Here is a 17,127-nt window from a genome sequence, read left to right as displayed (position 1 = left end):
CGTATCTGGCAAGTAAAACTACAATGTAGAAGATAAAAGCTTGTAAAAATTTCAGTAAACTACTGTCGTACAATATTAAACTCCACTCGGCGGTTAAGCTGTTTGTCCTGCTCCGTTACCTCTTCTACAATGGGCTTGCTGCTTCCATAACCGATAGCCTCAATCCGGTCTTTATCTAATTTCCCAAACTCAACGAGGTAAGCTTTAATAGCATCGGCCCTTCTTTGTGATAGATCCAGATTAAACTTAGGGTCGCCATCGGAGTCGGTATGTCCTTCAATTTTTAGTTTAAAGTCAGGGTTATCCAGCAGGAAATCAATCATTTTGTCAAGATCGGCAAACATTGAAGTTTTCAGTTCTGCTTTACCGTTGTCAAACTTCATGTTTTCAAATTTCAGACGACTATTGACTGAAGCTACTTTACGGTGAATTTCTTTGTCCCCTTCCAGAAAGAAAATCTCCTCCAGTCGGAAAAACTCATCTCCCTGAATTACGATGAGGTAATTGTTATTATTGATCAGCTGAAACTCAAAAGAACCATCTGCACGCAAAAATTTAGGAGCTACTTCCACACCATTGTCCAGGTCTATAATAGAAACTATACCGTTGGAAAAAGGCTCGCCTGTTTCTTCATTTTTCAAAGTACCTTTGAGGTAGGTAGTAGCCAGAGGCTGAGCTTCCATTGGTAGTGGAAAAGAGTAGAGGTCCAGGTTAGCCATCTTGTCTTCTACAGAGCGAGCATAGTAAAGGTTTTGAGATTGAGAGTCTATCGTAAAGTAGAACTCGCTACCTTTACCATTCACCAGCGGGCCTATGTTTTGAGGTTCTCCCCAGATATTATCTAGCCTATAAGACTTATAAATGTCAAACTCTCCAAAATTGAGCAATTGCCCATTGGAGCTGAAGTACAAAACATCGTGTGCGGGATGGTAAAAAGGGCTTACCTCACTGCCTCGGGTATTGATAACCGGCCCCATATTTTTAGGACTAGCCCATTCCCCATCGTTATTTTTGTAGGTAAAATAAATGTCAGTCATTCCAAAGCCCCCCAGCCGGTCAGAAGAGAAAAATAATGTATCTCCACTATGAGAGAAGGAGGGGTGAGAGTCCCAGTAAATGCTATTTACCGCCTTTCCGATATTGCGGGCAGTGCTCCACCCTCCGTCTTCGGTACGGTCGCTGATAAAAAGGTCGCAGCTACCCTGACCATCGGGAGAGCCACAACGGGTAAACACCAATTGGTTGCCATCGGGGCTTACCGTAGCAGAGCCTTCGTTATAAGGTGAGTTGATACCCTCCAGCGCTTTGGCAGGCATCCAGTATCCACTTTCATTCTCGCTATACATTAAGTCTTCGTTCTCCCTTTCTTTGAGTCCTTGCTTAATTACATTACGTTTGGTCGTGAAGAACAGCGTAGAATTGTCGGGGCTAAGCGCAGGGCCGTAGTCTCCGGCATTAGAATTAATCTCGGTACCCATATTAAGATATACCCCCTGTGGTGGTCTTAGCGTATCTATCTCTTTACGGTACTCTACCAGTTCGTAATAGTATTTGAGAGGAACATAATCGTCTTTGTTTTCTACCGGAAGCTTTTTTATCTGCTCTCTCACCAGGCTTAGGTTAACTCCTTCCCGGTAGTGTTTTAATACTAATTTGTAGAGTAGTATCGCTGCCAGTGTGTCACCTTTCTGCTCTTCCAGGACTGCCAACTGCCAAAGAAGTTGGTTGTCTTTGTAGAAATTGTCTATGCCAAACTCTCTTACATACTGGTAAAGTTGAGGGTAGAGCGCCTCCTGCTTGTCGTTCTTAGCCAACTTAACTATGCTTTGTAATTTCTTTTTATCCTGATAATAAGGGATTTTGTTGACATTAGGGAAGGCAATAAGCTTTCGGATTCTTTTTTGCTGAGCAATACTGCTACTATCGTCCAGGCTGACCCGTTCACTTACAGCTCGCAACTGACATTGTGCTTCTGGTAAAGCACAAAATAGTAATAGCACACAAAAGAATAAGTGAAATTTCATCTAGACTACGAATTCAGTCAAACTGCCCTTACGAACAATTAAATGGCAAAATAATTTCATTTTGTAAGAAAGCAGCATGTTTTATAGACGAACCGTATAATTTTTTGATCTTGTATACTACTTGCAGCGTATACTGCTTCTTAAGGTGGCATAGCGATTGCCAACCTTAATATGAAGCGGTTTTGATAAATAAACTACATATAATATGCCAAAATGGCATAAAAAAGCGGCATATGAAAGATAATACAATGTTTGAATCTATATTATTAAATGAATTGCATGAAGGAGAATCCAATGACCTTATTCAGCTCGTTACTAATGACGAGAGCGAAAACGGTGAGCTAGAAGAGATCCCCGAGAGTTTACCGATACTGCCCATCCGTAACACTGTTCTTTTCCCCGGTGTAGTTATTCCTATTACGGTAGGTAGAAAAAAATCTATTAAGCTGGTAAAAAACGCGTATGAGCACGGCGATAGGGTAGTAGGTGTAGTAGCTCAGAGAGATAGTGATGCAGAAGAACCCGATGCCGACGATATATACAAAGTAGGTACTGTTGCCAAGATTATTAAAATGTTGGTGCTACCCGATGGGAGTACAACCATTATTATACAGGGTAAAGCACGCTTTCAGATAGACGAAATTCTGAAAGAAGATCCCTACATTACAGCCAGTATTTCTTTGATAGAGGAGCATTTTCCTTCTCGCGAAGATAAAGAGGTTGTGGCGTTAGTACAGTCTTTAAAAGAAGCAGCAACTAAAATACTTAAGCTAAACCCTGAAATTCCTCAGGAGGCACAGGCTGCGCTGGACAACATAGAAAGTCCCAGCTTTTTAACTCATTTTTTGTCGTCTAACATTAACGCTGAAGTAGCCGATAAGCAAAAGCTTCTGGAGACCAACGATGGCTACAAAAGGGCCAAGCAGCTACTGGAGTACATGTATAAAGACATACAGATGCTGGAAATTCGCCATGAAATTCACAGCAAAGTGCATTCGGACATTGACCAGCAGCAGCGCGACTATTTCCTGCGCCAGCAGATGAAGGTACTACAGGACGAACTGGGTGATGGTGGCATGGATAAGGAGATGGAGAAAATGCGGGCGCGTGGCGAAAAGAAAAAATGGCCTGAAAATGTAGCTAAGCATTTTAACAAAGAACTGGATAAACTTGCCCGCATGAACCCTATGGCGGCAGAGTACCCGGTATCATTTAATTATGTGGAGTTTCTGCTGGATTTGCCCTGGGAACATTTCTCCAAAGACAGCCTGGATCTAAAAAGAGCTAAAAAGATTCTTGATAAAGACCACTATGGGCTAGAGAAAGTTAAAGACAGAATTATAGAGTACCTCGCAGTACTCAAGCTGAGAAAGAATATGAAAGGGCCTATTCTTTGCTTATATGGCCCTCCTGGTGTTGGTAAAACCTCATTGGGTAAATCTATCGCCAAGTCTCTTAACCGTAAATACTGCCGTATGTCGCTAGGTGGAGTCAGCGATGAAGCGGAAATAAGAGGCCACCGTAAAACTTATGTTGGAGCGATGCCCGGTAAGGTAATCAGCAACCTCAAAAAAGTAAAAACCAGCAACCCGGTATTTGTGCTGGACGAGATTGATAAGGTAAATTCTGATTTTAGAGGCGACCCATCTTCTGCATTGCTGGAGGTGCTTGACCCTGAGCAGAATGACTCGTTTCTGGACAACTATCTGGAAGTAGAGTACGATCTCTCTAATGTGCTGTTTATCGCCACGGCAAACTCTCTGGATACCATCCATCCGGCGTTGCGAGATCGTATGGAGATTATAGAGATTACCGGTTATACGATTGAAGAAAAGATAGAAATCGCAAAAAAACACCTGGTTCCCAAGCAAAGAAAAGAGCATGGCCTAAATGCCAGACAGGTAGCTTTTGACAAAAGAGCGCTGCAATCTATTGTAGAAAACTATACTCGTGAGTCAGGGGTAAGAACTCTGGAGCGTAAAATTGCTACAGTTATTCGTAATGTGGCTAAGTCTATTGCTTTAGAAGAAGAGTATTCTCCAAAAATAACGGCCTCAGAAGTGGAGAAAATACTTGGTGCGCCGGTATTTGATAAAGAGATTTACGAAGAAAATGAACTGGCAGGAGTAGTAACCGGACTGGCCTGGACACAGGTAGGAGGAGAAATACTGTTTATAGAATCTTCGCTGAGCCGTGGTAAAGGTAAATTAACGCTTTCTGGTCAGTTGGGAGATGTAATGAAAGAGTCAGCGATGACAGCTCTCTCTTACCTAAAATCCAATGCTGAGCACTTAGGCATCAACTATAAGGTGTTTGATAATTACGACCTACACTTACACATACCAGCAGGTGCAGTGCCTAAAGATGGACCTTCTGCCGGTATTACCATGCTTACTGCCATGGCCTCTGTGTACACTCAACGCAAAGTGCGCAACAAAATGGCTATGACTGGTGAAATTACCCTTCGTGGTAAAGTAATGCCTGTCGGTGGTATTAAAGAGAAGATTCTGGCAGCGCGTCGTGCCGGAGTAAAGGATATTATCCTATGTGACCGCAATCGTAAAGATGTGGAAGAAATAGGAGAGCAGTATACTAAAGACCTGAACATCCACTATGTGCGTACGGTAGATCAGGTTCTGGATCTTGCTTTACTCAGTAAAAAAGTCAAAAACCCCATACAGTTTGTAACAGAGTAAGTTATTAAAATAATAACCTTGAGCGGAAGTGAAAACTTCCGCTTTTTTTATGCCTATACTAACCGTAATTAAAACTTTTTATAAACTTCCTGGCTTTACTAACTTACTTGTGAGTTTATTCGCAATGTCAAAAAATTACTAAGTGCCTACAGTCATAATTTTAAAGAAACAGCCTGAACCAGAAACCTATGCGTAATAAATTTGTAGTAGTAGGCTTGATTGTCATAGGTGTGATACTGGCTACTGCACTTAGTCTGCAACTTTTTGTGTACTTCTGGATTACGCCGGTACTTAATGCGGTATTTAAAGAGTCTGTCAGCTATTATTCTTCTGGCCTGTATGAGGTTTCTTACGAAGATATGGACGTTAACGCGCTTAGCCAGAGTGTTTCTTTTAAAGACTTCCAGCTAAATTATGATAGCGCCCGAGTAGAGGCAGAAGACAGTTTACGTAAGGGCAAGTGGGTAGCTGCCTATGTTGGTGACTTTGAGCTTTCTCTTGACAATTTCTGGAGTATGATACCTCAACGCTACCTAAAAATTAATGCGCTAAAAATCAAATCTCCTCGCCTTACCGTTGTTAATTACGATTTCAAGAAACCGAAAAAGCAAGATTCAATCAGCTTGGACAAAATCCGACAATTTGATGCTCACGCATTAATTAAAGAGTATTTTGATTCGCTGGATGTGGTAGAGCTTGAAATTCAGGAAGCTAACCTTAAGTGGGTAGACAAAAAAAGCGAGCAGCTGCCGTTTAGCTTGGGAGATGTGCATGCCAACATTTTAAAACTACACATAGACTCTGGGACAGTAAACAGAAATTATGGTTACCCTTATGCCGAAGAGTTTATTCTGGAAGTTGAAAATACGACTTTTATCACTCCGGATAGCCTGTATGCATTGCGCTTTGGCCATTTGCGTGCAGACCCGGTTAAAGAAGAGCTTCTGATAGATAGTTTTTCTATGGAACCTCAGAAACCTCTCTACCAGTTTGCCCGAGACCTGGGTTATCAAAAAGAAAGAATCAATTTATCGGTTGCCAATATTGACCTTCAGCATATAGACCTGCACTATCTGGTAAGTGATTTGGCACTACTGGTAGGCAAAATTACTATTGAAGACGCCGAGCTTTTTGTTTTTAAAGATAAGCGTTTGCCCCGCCCTCCATTTAAGGTAAAACCTATGGTGCAGGAGGCTATTCTTAATATACCTATTCCATTCAGGCTGGATACGCTCAAGCTACTGAGAGGTAATATTGCTTATCGCGAGCATGTACCCGATGCAGAAGAGACCGGGCAAATCACCTTTGAAGATCTGTACATGACGGCTTACAACATTAGTAATCTGGATAGTCTGCGAAAGCTTAATCAAAGTATGGAGGCTGATATACAAACTCGCCTGATGGGTAAAAGCCAGTTAAATTTACATTTTAATTTTCCGATGAACAGCCCTAGCCAGCAGCATTATATCAGAGGAGAGATGTACGAGTTTGCCCTAAAGGATATGAATGCAATGGTAGAAAACACCGCCTTTGCCAGTGTAGAAAGTGGTCATGCCTTCGCCCTTAAATTTGACCTGTACGCGGATGAAAAGCAATCTTCAGGAGACGTTCATTTTGCTTATCGTGACCTAAAAATCAAGTTGGTTAACAAAAAGAACCCTAATGATCCCAGCTTAAAAGAAGTTTTAGGTTCCTTGGTAGCCAATATGTTTGTGATAAAGCAGGATAACCCCAGCAGCAACTCTCAGCCATTACGCATAGGTGCAATTGGCTTTGAAAGAAACCCAGACAAATCTGTATTTGCCTATTGGTGGAAATCTCTTCTAAGTGGTTTAAAAGGAAGTATGGGCATTAATAATGATCATGCTGAACCTAAGCAGGAGGAGGAAAAAGAAGGTTTTTTCAAAAGGCTTTTTCGCAAAAAGGAAAGCGATTAATATCAATTACATGCTACGGTAGCTGTTAATCCGCACGCTACTTGTCTATTCTATGACATCATTAGGCTAAAAAAATGTGCTGAGGCTTGTGGTTTGCCTATTTTCCTTATTTTTGAGACTCACCCAAAAATGAAGATGATGCAGGAACACCCACAAGAACAACTACAAGGTCCTCCTTTTTTTAAGAAATGGTCAGGAATGTACTGGCTGCTGATAGGTAATCTGGTTTTTCTAATCTTCTTATTTTACCTACTCACCGCCCACTACGCATGAGCACTATAGACTGGATTATACTTTTTGGTACCTTGCTGTTTATTGTGGGATATGGGGTATACAAAACCCGTGGTAGTCAGAATATGAGTGACTACCTAAAAGGTGACAGCAGCATCAGATGGTGGACGGTGGGCTTGTCAGTAATGGCTACCCAGGCTAGCGCTATTACTTTTCTTTCTACTCCGGGGCAGGCGTTTGAAGATGGTATGCGCTTTATTCAGTTCTATTTCGGGCTGCCCATTGCAATGATTATCATATCAGTAACTTTTGTCCCCATTTACTATAGGCTGAAAGTATATACCGCCTACGAGTATCTGGAGAGTCGTTTTGACCTGAAAACACGTACCCTAGCAGCAATTCTATTTCTAATACAAAGGGGCCTGGCTGCAGGCATAACTATCTATGCGCCTTCCATTATTCTTTCCACCATACTAGACTGGAACCTGACCCTTACCAATATTATAATTGGCGTACTGGTTATCGTTTACACTGTTAGTGGGGGTACCAAAGCTGTTAGCCAGACACAAAAACAGCAGATGGCAGTGATGATGGGTGGAATGATAATCGCCGCTTTTGTTATTCTGAAGCTGTTACCCGAAGGTGTATCTTTTGGCAACGCACTAGATGTAGCCGGGCATATGGGTAGGCTGAATGTTGTCACTTTTGATCTGGAGTTTTCAGATCGTTACAATGTATGGTCAGGTATTACAGGAGGGTTATTTCTGGCACTCTCATATTTCGGTACGGATCAGTCTCAGGTGCAGCGCTATCTCTCTAGCCGTTCGGTAGCTCAGAGCAGGCTGGGCCTGATGATGAATGGGTTGTTAAAAGTGCCAATGCAATTTCTGATTTTGTTTGTAGGAGTGTTGGTGTTTGTTTTCTATCAGTTTTATCAACCTCCGGTATTTTTTAATGAGGCCGTAAGCCAGCAGGTGATACAAAGCGAATATGCTGAAGAGTGGCAGGCTCTTGAAAGCAAGCACAGCGCAAATTTTGAGCAAAAGAAAGAAGAAGTCAGCGCCCTGATACAAGCTGCCGAGTCAGGAGATCAGGATAAGTTAGAAGCCCGGAAGCAACAAATTAATAAGCTTAGCGAAGAGCAGGCTGGTATACAGGAGGAGGTTAAAAGTTTAATAACTAAAGCTGTGCCCAACGCCGAAACTAAAGATACGGATTATGTATTCATCAGCTTTATCATGCAGAATTTTCCTAAAGGTTTGATCGGACTGTTGCTAGCCGTAATTTTTTCTGCGGCTATGTCGTCTACTGCATCGGAGCTCAATGCCTTAGGCTCTACCAGCGTGGTAGATTTGTACAAAAGATCGTTTAAACCTCAAGCCTCCTCGCTACATTATCTGAACGCTTCGCGGCTTTTTACTTTAGCCTGGGGAGTCATCGCTATCATATTTGCGACCTTTGCTTCGCTTGCCGATAATTTAATTGAATTCGTCAATATTATTGGCTCTATCTTTTATGGTACCATTCTGGGGATCTTTCTGGTGGCTTTTTATTTACGCTTCATTCAGGCCAATGCCGTATTTATTGCAGCCTGTATCGCAGAAGCATTGGTACTCTACCTGTTTTTTACTACCGATATTGGTTTTTTATGGTTTAATGTAATTGGCTGTGTCCTAGTGGTGTTCATTGCGAGCCTACTTCAACTAATTATCGGTAGCAAACCCACTGCTGATTAAGAAGCTTCTGAGAAAGCTGCAAATGTAGAGAGCATAAAAAAGGCTCCTTTTAGCAACTATTGTTGTAAAAGGAGCTTTGTTTTTTTTAGTACAGGTAGAAGCTATTCTTCCAGATCGTCTACTTCTATGGTTTCCAGTATATCCGCCAGGTCATCAAAATCTTTGTAACCAGGTTTAATTTCATCGCCACCGTCCAATGCGATTCCCTTAATGGGATGTTGTTCTATAATCTGCAATACATTTTCCTGTTGCAGACCAAAGCCCAGCAATAAAGGAAATTCATCGGCCAGAGAGAGTATTTCTCCTGCCTTTAGCGCATCCTTCTCACTGTTTTTACTGGAGAGCAGAAAGAAAGCAACATCCTTAGATGACTTTTGCAACATCGCTCTTAGCTCTTCAGTAGAATAGTTATCTACATCCAGCTTTAGAATGACTGGAATTTGAAGCAATTGCAAAGAGGGTAAAAGCTCTGCTTTTGTAGTTTGTATATAATCTACTTTGGGGTACTGCTCCAAAATCTCTCTGATCTGCTGAGCCTCGCTTTGGTCAAACTCTGCGGCAAAAGCTACGCCCGATACCCACTCGGTAATTGCGGTATACTTTTCAGGACTCATAAAGTTATCATCCTGCGGCTCAAAGCTAAACCCTAGTATATCTACAATCATTCCGGCGCAATAGCGGGCATCGCTCAGGTTATTAATTCCACTAATTTTTACGAAAGTCTTTAGTGCCATAACAATATTTATGATTCAAATAAGAAAATTTCTTAAACAATAAACTTTTTCATGTGGTTTTTCGTAACTAGAGAACGATTTAAAAACCGACATTTTATCATTTCAAAAAACAAATCTAACAGAATGGCTGTAGAACTTGTACAAGATTCCGAATTTCAAGAAAAACTCAATCAGGAAGATAAAGTTGTAGTCAAATACTTCGCTGATTGGTGTGGTAGCTGCCGCTTATTTAAACCCAAATACAGACGCCTGTCTGAAGATGAGCGCTTTAGTGGTATAGCATTTTTGGATGTTAATGCTGAGAAAAACCCTGAAGCTAGAAAAGCTGCGGGTGTAACCAATCTTCCTTTCTTTGCTGTTTTTAAAAATGGTGAGTTGGTAGATACGGTAGCTTCCAGTAAAGAGGATGCAGTTGTAGAGCTTATCCAAAAATTAAATTAAACCCGAAACAAGTTTGAGCACTTTGGCACAAGTTTTTCATACCTATTAGGTATGTATCAATTTACCATGATTTGCCATAAGCGATAACGAGTATGACCATAAAAAGAGATACGTATGAAAATACCTGTAGTGAAAAAACTGGTAGAAAATCAATCTATGGAAGAGCTGATTGCAGCAGAAGAAGCGCTGGTAGAAGAACAACCACTCCCCATAGAAGTTGGTGGCGAAGATGAAGGAGAGAAGTTGACCCACATACTTGCGGCTATATTTATACTGGAAAAAATGAAAACGGATGGTGTAGATTTTAAATCGGCACTTAGAGAGTATACCCGCAGGGTTAGAGAGTCTATCAGCTAGAAAAAAAAATATTCAGAATACGACATAACGGGCCTACTGGTCCGTTATTTTTTTATCACTTATATCACATCCTGCCTTATTCATTAAAATACTTGCTATAATCAGCATATACTACTGTAAATTTAGCGCATCATTAACTTCATATTACAGTGAGAACATCCATCATCCTCCTTGGCATTTTTGTTACATTCTTAAGTCTGTGGGCCTGCGAGAGCGAAACCCTTCCCCCGCAAAACAGCCAGCTCGGACTGGAATATTTTCCTCTTGAGGTAGGCAGGTATGCAGTATATGAGGTAAAGGAAATTAACTATAGCGTGGTGGCTGAGCCAGATACCCAACAGTATCAGTTGAAAGAGCTTGTCGCTGACTCTTTTCCTGGTCAGGGTGGGGAGATCATTTACCGTCTGGAAAGATTTTATCGTGAAGATGATACACAGGCCTGGGATTTGGATTCTGTCTGGACTGCAAGAAAAAACAAGCAGCGGATAGTAGTAGTAGAAAACAATATCCCTCAGATTAAACTGGTTTTTCCGTTAGACATAGGTGTGTCATGGGATGTCAATGCGCTTAACAGTCGTGAGGAGCAGCTTTACGAACTAAGAAATACTGATGATGCGTTACTTACAGAGATGGTTACTCCGGTAGACTCACTGCTTTCAGATGAGCTGTTTACAGTAATTCAGGCCGAGAGCCAGGATACAATTATCAATAGGGTAGAGGCTTCTGAAACCTACCTGAAACACGTAGGCCTTTTTTACAAAAAATCTCTTAGATTGCATTACTGCGCCAGTGAACCAGAATGTGTAGGCTTAGGGATTTTGGAGTCGGGGCGTGATTATCGCCAAACATTAATAGACTATGGGTACGAAAATAAATAGGCGAATCAGTAAGGCTAAGTATTTGCTGATTTTAGTATTGGCACTCACCACACTATCTGCCATTGCGCAGGAAAGTCAATATGTAGTTTTTTTTACTGATAAAGATACGCTTGCCTACGACCTGGAACAGCCTGCCAGCTTCTTATCCGAAAGGGCTGTAGAAAGACGAAAAAAGCAAAAAATTGATATTACTTATGCCGATGTACCTGTTCGGGAAGATTACCTGAGCGAATTAGAAGAACTAGGGGCTGAGGTATACTATACTACACGCTGGCTTAATGGAGCCTTAATTGAAGTTACTGCTGAGGAACTTGAGACCATACAGTCTCAGGTGTTTGTTCGTGGTGCCGAACTGGTAAAGCCTGGTGGAAGAGAAGGGCGCAGTAAAAAATCTGGCTCTTCTTACGGAAAATCAAAAGCCAGGTTTGCCGAAGAGAAACCCTTAGAGCAACTCCTGAATATGGAGCAAAATAATATGCTGGGCATAGATGCCATGCACGAGAAAGGTTACAACGGAGAGGGTTTGCTGGTAGCGGTATTTGATGGAGGTTTTAATGGAGTAGATACTGTGTCTTATTTTAAGCACATTTATGAAGAGGGACGCATGCTACCCGGATACGATTTTGTAGGCAACAGTCCGAATGTATACCGTTATGGGCAGCATGGTACCGAAGCCCTATCCTGTATCGGAGCTTATAAAGAAGGAGTGTTGGAAGCCGGAGGCTATGGCGCAGATTTTATGCTTTGCGTAACAGAAGAAGTAAGCTCAGAGTATCGTATAGAAGAGTATAACTGGCTGTTTGCCGCTGAATTTGCTGATAGTACGGGAGCCGATATCATTAGCACATCATTGGGCTATACTACTTTTAATGCTTCTGCCATGAACTACGACTATGAAGACCTTGATGGTGAAACGGCTCTGATTACAAAGGCTGTAAATGAAGCGACAAAAAGAGGCATTGTTTGTGTCATTAGTGCCGGAAATGAAGGCTCTGGCAGATGGCGTTATATCTCTCCTCCGGCTGATGCCAACAACGTGCTATCTGTAGGTGCCGTAAGCCGTACAAGAGATAAGGTTTCATTCAGCTCTTATGGACCTACTGCCGACGGACGTGTAAAACCCGATGTATCAGCTCTTGGCTTACAAACAATAGTAGTTAACTCCGCCGGAAATGTGGTTACCTCTAACGGAACTTCATTTGCCGCTCCCCTCATCAGTGGTTTTGTAGCAGGTGTCTGGCAGGCTTTTCCAGATGCTACCAATTATGAGATAATTGAAAAAATTAAACTCTCTGGTGATAAAGCGCTGACCCCGGATAACGAAACCGGCTACGGAATACCAGACTTTAATAAGCTGATGGAAAACTTCCTGACGCCGGTAGAAACAGAGAAAAAACGTTTTTTTAAAGTCTACCCCAATCCGGTAGAAAACAGTGATCTGGTTATTGAGCCAGCGGAAGGGCGTTTTAATGGAATGGTACATGTTTCGCTGTACAATCCTGAAGGGCAGCTGGTCTTACAAAAGAAAGTGCGAAACTACAAAAGAGCTTCTTTGAGCCTGGATATGGATAGCCTTTCCAGTGGTATATACATCATGCATATACTCTCCTCCTCGCTATCGGATACGCTGAAAATTGTAAAATTTTAGTAATTACGGGTATAAATATTTTGAAAGTAGGAGCAACACTTCTATCATACCTCTCTTATCTTAAAAATGAGGTTAAATCCTTCTTAATTTTTATGATAGCGTATAGCTTTGCCGTAAATACTAACATATGAAAAATAACGTATTAGCTCCTTCTGTTCTGGCTGCTGACTTTGCCAACCTGCAACGCGATGTAGAGATGTTGAATAATAGTGAAGCGGACTGGATACATGTAGATATTATGGATGGTATTTTCGTGCCTAATATATCTTTTGGTTTACCCGTATGTAAGGCCATTCAAAAACATGCAAAGAAGCCGCTGGATGTTCACCTTATGATACAGCAGCCAGACAATTATCTGGAAGCTTTTAAAGATGCGGGGGCTGACCGGCTTACCGTTCACTACGAGGCAGTCACTCATCTGCATCGTACCGTAAGCAGAATTAAAGAACTAGGCTGTAGAGCTGGCGTGGCACTAAATCCGCATACTCCGGTGCAGGTGCTGGAAGATATTATTCAGGATCTGGACCTGGTGCTGATCATGTCCGTCAACCCAGGTTTTGGGGGACAAAAATTTATTGAACAAACCTATCAAAAAATTAAGAAGCTGAAAGTGTTAGCTACTGAGACTAAGCCTGACCTTTGGATAGAAATTGATGGTGGAGTGAATGATCAGAATGCTGCCAAACTAGTTGAGCAGGGTGCAAATGCATTAGTAGCAGGTAGCTTTGTTTTTTCTTCAGAGCAACCGCTACAAACAATTTCTGACATAAGAAAACAGATGGCCTCCGTCTAATACTATTTTTCAGTGTATGCGTAAAGGAATCCTCTCTATAGTTCTGCTTTTTTTTCCGTTGTGTCTTGCCTGGGCGCAGGAGGGGGTCGTAAAAGGTATAGTGTTGGATTCAACAGCATCGGCTGTTCCCTATGTAAATGTTCAGGTATTTAATACAGTAAAAGGAATGCTTACTGATGAGGAAGGTAAGTTTAGTATTGAGCTGGAAGCAGGTAGGCATGAGCTTGTCTTCAGCCATCTGGATTATAAAGTCCAGCGTAGCACAATTAAGCTTGCGTATGAAGATACTCTGGAACTTACGATAGTATTAGAATCAAAAACACGTGTTCTGGAAGAAATTGAAGTTAGCGGACAGTCAGAGGATAATTTTAGAAAAGAGGCCGGACTAACTACGATTCAACCGAATGCTGCCAGAAATCTGCCTTCCGCTTTTGGAGATTTTACTAAAATTTTATCCACATTACCGGGGGTGGTCAGTAATAATGAGCTATCCTCTACCTATTCTGTAAGAGGGGGCAACTTTGACGAAAACCTGGTCTATGTCAATGATATTCCCATCTACCGGCCATTTTTAGTAAGTGCAGGGCAACAGGAAGGACTTAGTTTTATCAATCCTGATTTAGTAGGCAGCATCACTTTTTCTTCCGGAGGGTGGCAGGCAAAATATGGCGATAAGCTGTCCTCAAATCTTAATGTAAGCTACAAAAAGCCCCAGGCTACGAAAGCTACTGCTACGCTAAGTCTGTTGAATGGCGGACTCCATCTGGAAGGTAGTACTAAGCGTAAAAAACTCACTTATCTGATTGGAGGACGATACAAAACAGCGCAGTATCTACTCAATACTTTAGAGACTGAAGGCGAATACCTGCCCCGTTTTCTGGATTTACAATCATACGTGACCATAGATCTGGATAACGATCCACAAGTAAACCGTACCGAGCTAGGCATATTAGGTGCTGTTGCAGATAATCAATATCTCGTTCAGCCTGTAAGCCGGGAAACTACCTTTGGAACGCTCAATGAACCTTTTCGTCTGTATGTAGGCTATCTGGGACAGGAAATTCTGGATTACCGAACTTATCAGCTGGGGTTTAAACTAAGCCATCGCATTAATAAAAATTGGACTACCAAATTTATCAGTTCCAGGGTCTCTACTCGGGAGCGGGAGTATTATGAGCTACAGTCTGGTTACCGACTTTGTGACCTGGAAACTTCCACCTCATCTCCCAATTTCAATCGCTGTGTAACAGTCTTAGGCATTGGTAGTAACTATCAGCATGCTCGTAACAAGCTGGAAGCAGAAATTATCAATCTGGAAAACAGGCATGCATTCAGTCTGGGGAGTAGCCACACCCTGGAGCTTGGCGCAGGTTATGCACACGAAAAAGTTGACGATGTTATTGAACAATATGCTTTTAGCGACTCTTCGGACTATAGCGTAATCACTCAGCAGATAAACAATGAGCTGAACCTGAACTCTCACCGTTTTTTTGCTTATGTGCAGAACACCACAGAAATTGGAGGTGCACATACTTTTAACTATGGGGTGCGTCTTAACTACTGGACGGTAAATGAGCAGCTGTTAGTCAGCCCCAGAATTCAGTATGCTTATCAGCCGCAAAACTTCCCCGATCTGGTATTCAGATTTGCCGCAGGGCTATATCAGCAGCCACCATTCTACCGTGAGCTCAGAGATAGGCAAGGCAACTTAAACAAAGATGTTCTGGCCCAAAGCGCCACTCATTTTATAGCAGGGGCAGACTATCGTTTTATAATGTTTGGGCGTGAGTTTGTTCTTCTTTCAGAACTATACTACAAGCATCTGGCAAATGTAAATCCTTACGATGTAGATAATGTTCGGATCCGATACTTTGCGGATAATAACGCGAAAGCTTATGCCACTGGCGCGGATTTCCGAATCAGCGGCGAGTTTATACCCGGAGCGGAATCCTGGTTCAGCTTAGGCGTCTTACAAACCAAAGAAGATATAGAAGGTGATGGCAGGGGCTATATTCGCAGACCCTCCGATCAGTTGATCAATTTTGGCGTATTCTTTCAGGACCATTTGCCTAACGACCCCAGCTCACGAGTATATCTGAGCTTTTTGTATGGCTCTGGCTTACCTTTTGGGCCTCCGGAAAGCGAAGCGTATCGTAATTTTTTAAATGGGCAGGACTATAAAAGAGTAGATCTGGGTTTCTCCAAGCAGTTGAATTTCCGGCAAAGCAAAACGGAGACTAATAGTTTTTTCAGGTCTTTATGGCTGGGTCTGGAAGTACTCAATGTATTGGGAGCAGACAACACTATTTCTTACAGCTGGATAGATGATGTACAAGGTCGGCAATATGCTGTACCTAACCGGCTTTCCGCACGTTTTATTAACCTAAAGCTGATTGCTCGATACTAGCCAGCTACGCTAAAAGTAAGTTTTGAGTGAACGTACGGAAGTCCTCTAAATGACGAGGCGTAAATCTGAGTTTTATATTTTTTCCCTGGATACGAGCAGCCTGCTGGCTCAGCTTACGAAAAGCAATCATAGAAAGCAGTCTTTTACTCAATGCCGCATCTATTACCTGAAGCTCTACCAATTGCTGAAAAACAAGAAAGTCCTGAGCTTGCTTGGGCTTTCCAATAAAGGTTTCTCCCAGGGCCACACAGGCTTTGCATGCCTGGTCAATGAGTTTGAGAAGGTACTGATTGGCAAAAGTAGGCGCGTAATCTTCAGCTTCCAGGCGGCTCTCCATCTCATACAATATTTCACGTAAGTTTATGGCTTCTTCTGTAAGTAAATCATGCGGCATAAGTCTCAATTGATTAGTATAAGTACATATACTGGTTTAGTAGTATATGTTTTTTATGTAATAAAAAAATGAAAATACTAAAAAATATTGAGCTTTTCCTTTTTTTTCTGATATGCTGTTCACTTTTTGGCCTTCTTATCTGACCTCTTTGCTTCTCTTTACGTATTCCTATCATACACTACCTTTTCGGTATTAATTTTGCCCATAAGTAAACAGTAACCTCATAGTTTTATATTGACTGACCATGAAATCTAAGTTTAAATTTTTCTCGTTCTTCTTGCTTATTGCTGTGCTAAGTTTTTCCTGTGCTCGCAAAACAGTTACACGCGTAGATACCAGTTCGGATATAGATTTGAGTGGACGTTGGAATGATGCGGACTCTCGTAGAGTAGCTGAAGCCTTATCCGAAAGTGTGATAGAGAGTGCCTGGAGAAATAATTTTACCAATTACCATAACAGAAAGCCGGTAGTAATTGTAGGGCTGATCACCAACAAAAGTCATGAGCATATAGAAGCAGAAACTTTTATTAAAGACATAGAAAAAGAGCTTATTCGCTCTGGTACGGTGCGAGTAGTACAGAATAGCGTTTTTAGAGAAAAGTTACGTGAGGAACGTGCCGATCAGCAGGAGTTTGCCTCTCCGGAAACACAAAAGCGCTGGGGAGCAGAGCTTGGGGCCGATTATATGATGTTTGGTACCATCAACTCTATTGTTGACTCAGAAGGAAAAAGACAGGTTACCTTTTATCAGGTAGATTTAGAGCTAGCTCATCTGGAGACCAACGAGATCGTATGGTTGGATGGTAAAAAAATTAAGAAGTATATCGTCAACTAAGAGTTAACGGCTTATC

13 protein-coding genes are annotated in these 17,127 nt (G+C 41.8%); 10 read left to right on the top strand and 3 right to left on the bottom strand.

The features are described from left to right. Positions 1–59: 59 nt before the first annotated feature. On the bottom strand, positions 60–2,024 hold the full coding sequence (locus PZB74_RS22030) for an OmpA family protein (protein WP_302239552.1): 1,965 nt from the start codon (positions 2,022–2,024) through the stop codon (positions 60–62). A gap of 233 nt (positions 2,025–2,257) precedes the next feature. Between PZB74_RS22030 and lon the strand changes: the two genes are divergently transcribed. The 3 genes from lon (at position 2,258) to PZB74_RS22015 (ending at position 8,624) form a co-directional block, all read left to right on the top strand. Beyond that, positions 2,258–4,720 (top strand): endopeptidase La, encoded by a 2,463-nt coding sequence (gene lon, locus PZB74_RS22025; RefSeq protein ID WP_302239551.1) that lies wholly within the window; start codon positions 2,258–2,260, stop codon positions 4,718–4,720. A gap of 188 nt (positions 4,721–4,908) precedes the next feature. Then, positions 4,909–6,657, top strand: coding sequence for a hypothetical protein (locus PZB74_RS22020; protein WP_302239550.1), 1,749 nt, complete (start codon positions 4,909–4,911; stop codon positions 6,655–6,657). A gap of 269 nt (positions 6,658–6,926) precedes the next feature. Next, positions 6,927–8,624, top strand: a complete 1,698-nt coding sequence (locus PZB74_RS22015) for a sodium:solute symporter family protein (RefSeq protein ID WP_302239549.1) — start codon at positions 6,927–6,929, stop codon at positions 8,622–8,624. Positions 8,625–8,725: 101 nt separating this feature from the next. Here PZB74_RS22015 and trpF read toward each other — a convergent pair whose 3' ends face one another. Beyond that, a complete protein-coding gene (trpF, locus tag PZB74_RS22010; RefSeq protein ID WP_302239548.1) occupies positions 8,726–9,358 on the bottom strand; it encodes a phosphoribosylanthranilate isomerase in 633 nt (210 codons plus the stop codon). Between the two features lie 123 nt (positions 9,359–9,481). Here trpF and PZB74_RS22005 point away from each other — a divergent pair, with 123 nt between their 5' ends. The 6 genes from PZB74_RS22005 (at position 9,482) to PZB74_RS21980 (ending at position 15,882) form a co-directional block, all read left to right on the top strand. Next, the gene (locus PZB74_RS22005; RefSeq protein WP_302239547.1) at positions 9,482–9,799 is read left to right on the top strand and encodes a thioredoxin family protein; all 318 of its coding nucleotides are present in this window, start codon (positions 9,482–9,484) and stop codon (positions 9,797–9,799) included. A 114-nt stretch (positions 9,800–9,913) separates the two neighbouring features. After that, complete coding sequence (locus PZB74_RS22000; protein ID WP_302239546.1) at positions 9,914–10,156, top strand: DUF6952 family protein; 243 nt, start codon at positions 9,914–9,916, stop codon at positions 10,154–10,156. A gap of 149 nt (positions 10,157–10,305) precedes the next feature. Continuing rightward, on the top strand, positions 10,306–11,034 hold the full coding sequence (locus PZB74_RS21995) for a hypothetical protein (RefSeq protein WP_302239545.1): 729 nt from the start codon (positions 10,306–10,308) through the stop codon (positions 11,032–11,034). Continuing rightward, positions 11,015–12,682, top strand: a complete 1,668-nt coding sequence (locus PZB74_RS21990; protein ID WP_302239544.1) for a S8 family serine peptidase — start codon at positions 11,015–11,017, stop codon at positions 12,680–12,682. Before PZB74_RS21995 ends, PZB74_RS21990 begins: the two co-directional genes overlap by 20 nt. A gap of 127 nt (positions 12,683–12,809) precedes the next feature. Continuing rightward, positions 12,810–13,475: a ribulose-phosphate 3-epimerase gene (gene rpe / locus PZB74_RS21985; protein WP_302239543.1), complete on the top strand. Its 666-nt coding sequence runs from the start codon at positions 12,810–12,812 to the stop codon at positions 13,473–13,475. A 16-nt stretch (positions 13,476–13,491) separates the two neighbouring features. Beyond that, positions 13,492–15,882: a TonB-dependent receptor gene (locus PZB74_RS21980; protein ID WP_302239541.1), complete on the top strand. Its 2,391-nt coding sequence runs from the start codon at positions 13,492–13,494 to the stop codon at positions 15,880–15,882. 4 nt (positions 15,883–15,886) lie between these two features. Here the strand turns inward: PZB74_RS21980 and PZB74_RS21975 are convergent, their stop codons facing one another. Beyond that, positions 15,887–16,276, bottom strand: a complete 390-nt coding sequence (locus tag PZB74_RS21975; RefSeq protein WP_302239540.1) for a hypothetical protein — start codon at positions 16,274–16,276, stop codon at positions 15,887–15,889. A 244-nt stretch (positions 16,277–16,520) separates the two neighbouring features. On the opposite strand from PZB74_RS21975, the gene PZB74_RS21970 reads away from it, so the two are divergent. Next, positions 16,521–17,111 carry a penicillin-binding protein activator LpoB gene (locus tag PZB74_RS21970; RefSeq protein ID WP_302239539.1) on the top strand — a complete coding sequence of 197 codons (591 nt, stop codon included), beginning with the start codon at positions 16,521–16,523 and terminating at the stop codon, positions 17,109–17,111. Positions 17,112–17,127: the final 16 nt, after the last annotated feature.

Source organism: Porifericola rhodea (genome assembly GCF_030506305.1).
Lineage (GTDB): Bacteria > Bacteroidota > Bacteroidia > Cytophagales > Cyclobacteriaceae > Catalinimonas > Catalinimonas rhodea.
This window is presented reverse-complemented; position numbering and strand designations above follow the sequence as displayed.

Excerpts from the sequence above, each read along its gene's own strand:
- PZB74_RS22030 (WP_302239552.1), bottom strand. The coding sequence starts at position 2,024 with ATGAAATTTCACTTATTCTTTTGTGTGCTATTACTATTTTGTGCTTTA.
- lon (WP_302239551.1), top strand. The coding sequence starts at position 2,258 with ATGAAAGATAATACAATGTTTGAATCTATATTATTAAATGAATTGCAT.
- PZB74_RS22020 (WP_302239550.1), top strand. The coding sequence starts at position 4,909 with ATGCGTAATAAATTTGTAGTAGTAGGCTTGATTGTCATAGGTGTGATA.
- PZB74_RS22015 (WP_302239549.1), top strand. The coding sequence starts at position 6,927 with ATGAGCACTATAGACTGGATTATACTTTTTGGTACCTTGCTGTTTATT.
- trpF (WP_302239548.1), bottom strand. The coding sequence starts at position 9,358 with ATGGCACTAAAGACTTTCGTAAAAATTAGTGGAATTAATAACCTGAGC.
- PZB74_RS22005 (WP_302239547.1), top strand. The coding sequence starts at position 9,482 with ATGGCTGTAGAACTTGTACAAGATTCCGAATTTCAAGAAAAACTCAAT.
- PZB74_RS22000 (WP_302239546.1), top strand. The coding sequence starts at position 9,914 with ATGAAAATACCTGTAGTGAAAAAACTGGTAGAAAATCAATCTATGGAA.
- PZB74_RS21990 (WP_302239544.1), top strand. The coding sequence starts at position 11,015 with ATGGGTACGAAAATAAATAGGCGAATCAGTAAGGCTAAGTATTTGCTG.
- rpe (WP_302239543.1), top strand. The coding sequence starts at position 12,810 with ATGAAAAATAACGTATTAGCTCCTTCTGTTCTGGCTGCTGACTTTGCC.
- PZB74_RS21980 (WP_302239541.1), top strand. The coding sequence starts at position 13,492 with ATGCGTAAAGGAATCCTCTCTATAGTTCTGCTTTTTTTTCCGTTGTGT.
- PZB74_RS21975 (WP_302239540.1), bottom strand. The coding sequence starts at position 16,276 with ATGCCGCATGATTTACTTACAGAAGAAGCCATAAACTTACGTGAAATA.
- PZB74_RS21970 (WP_302239539.1), top strand. The coding sequence starts at position 16,521 with ATGAAATCTAAGTTTAAATTTTTCTCGTTCTTCTTGCTTATTGCTGTG.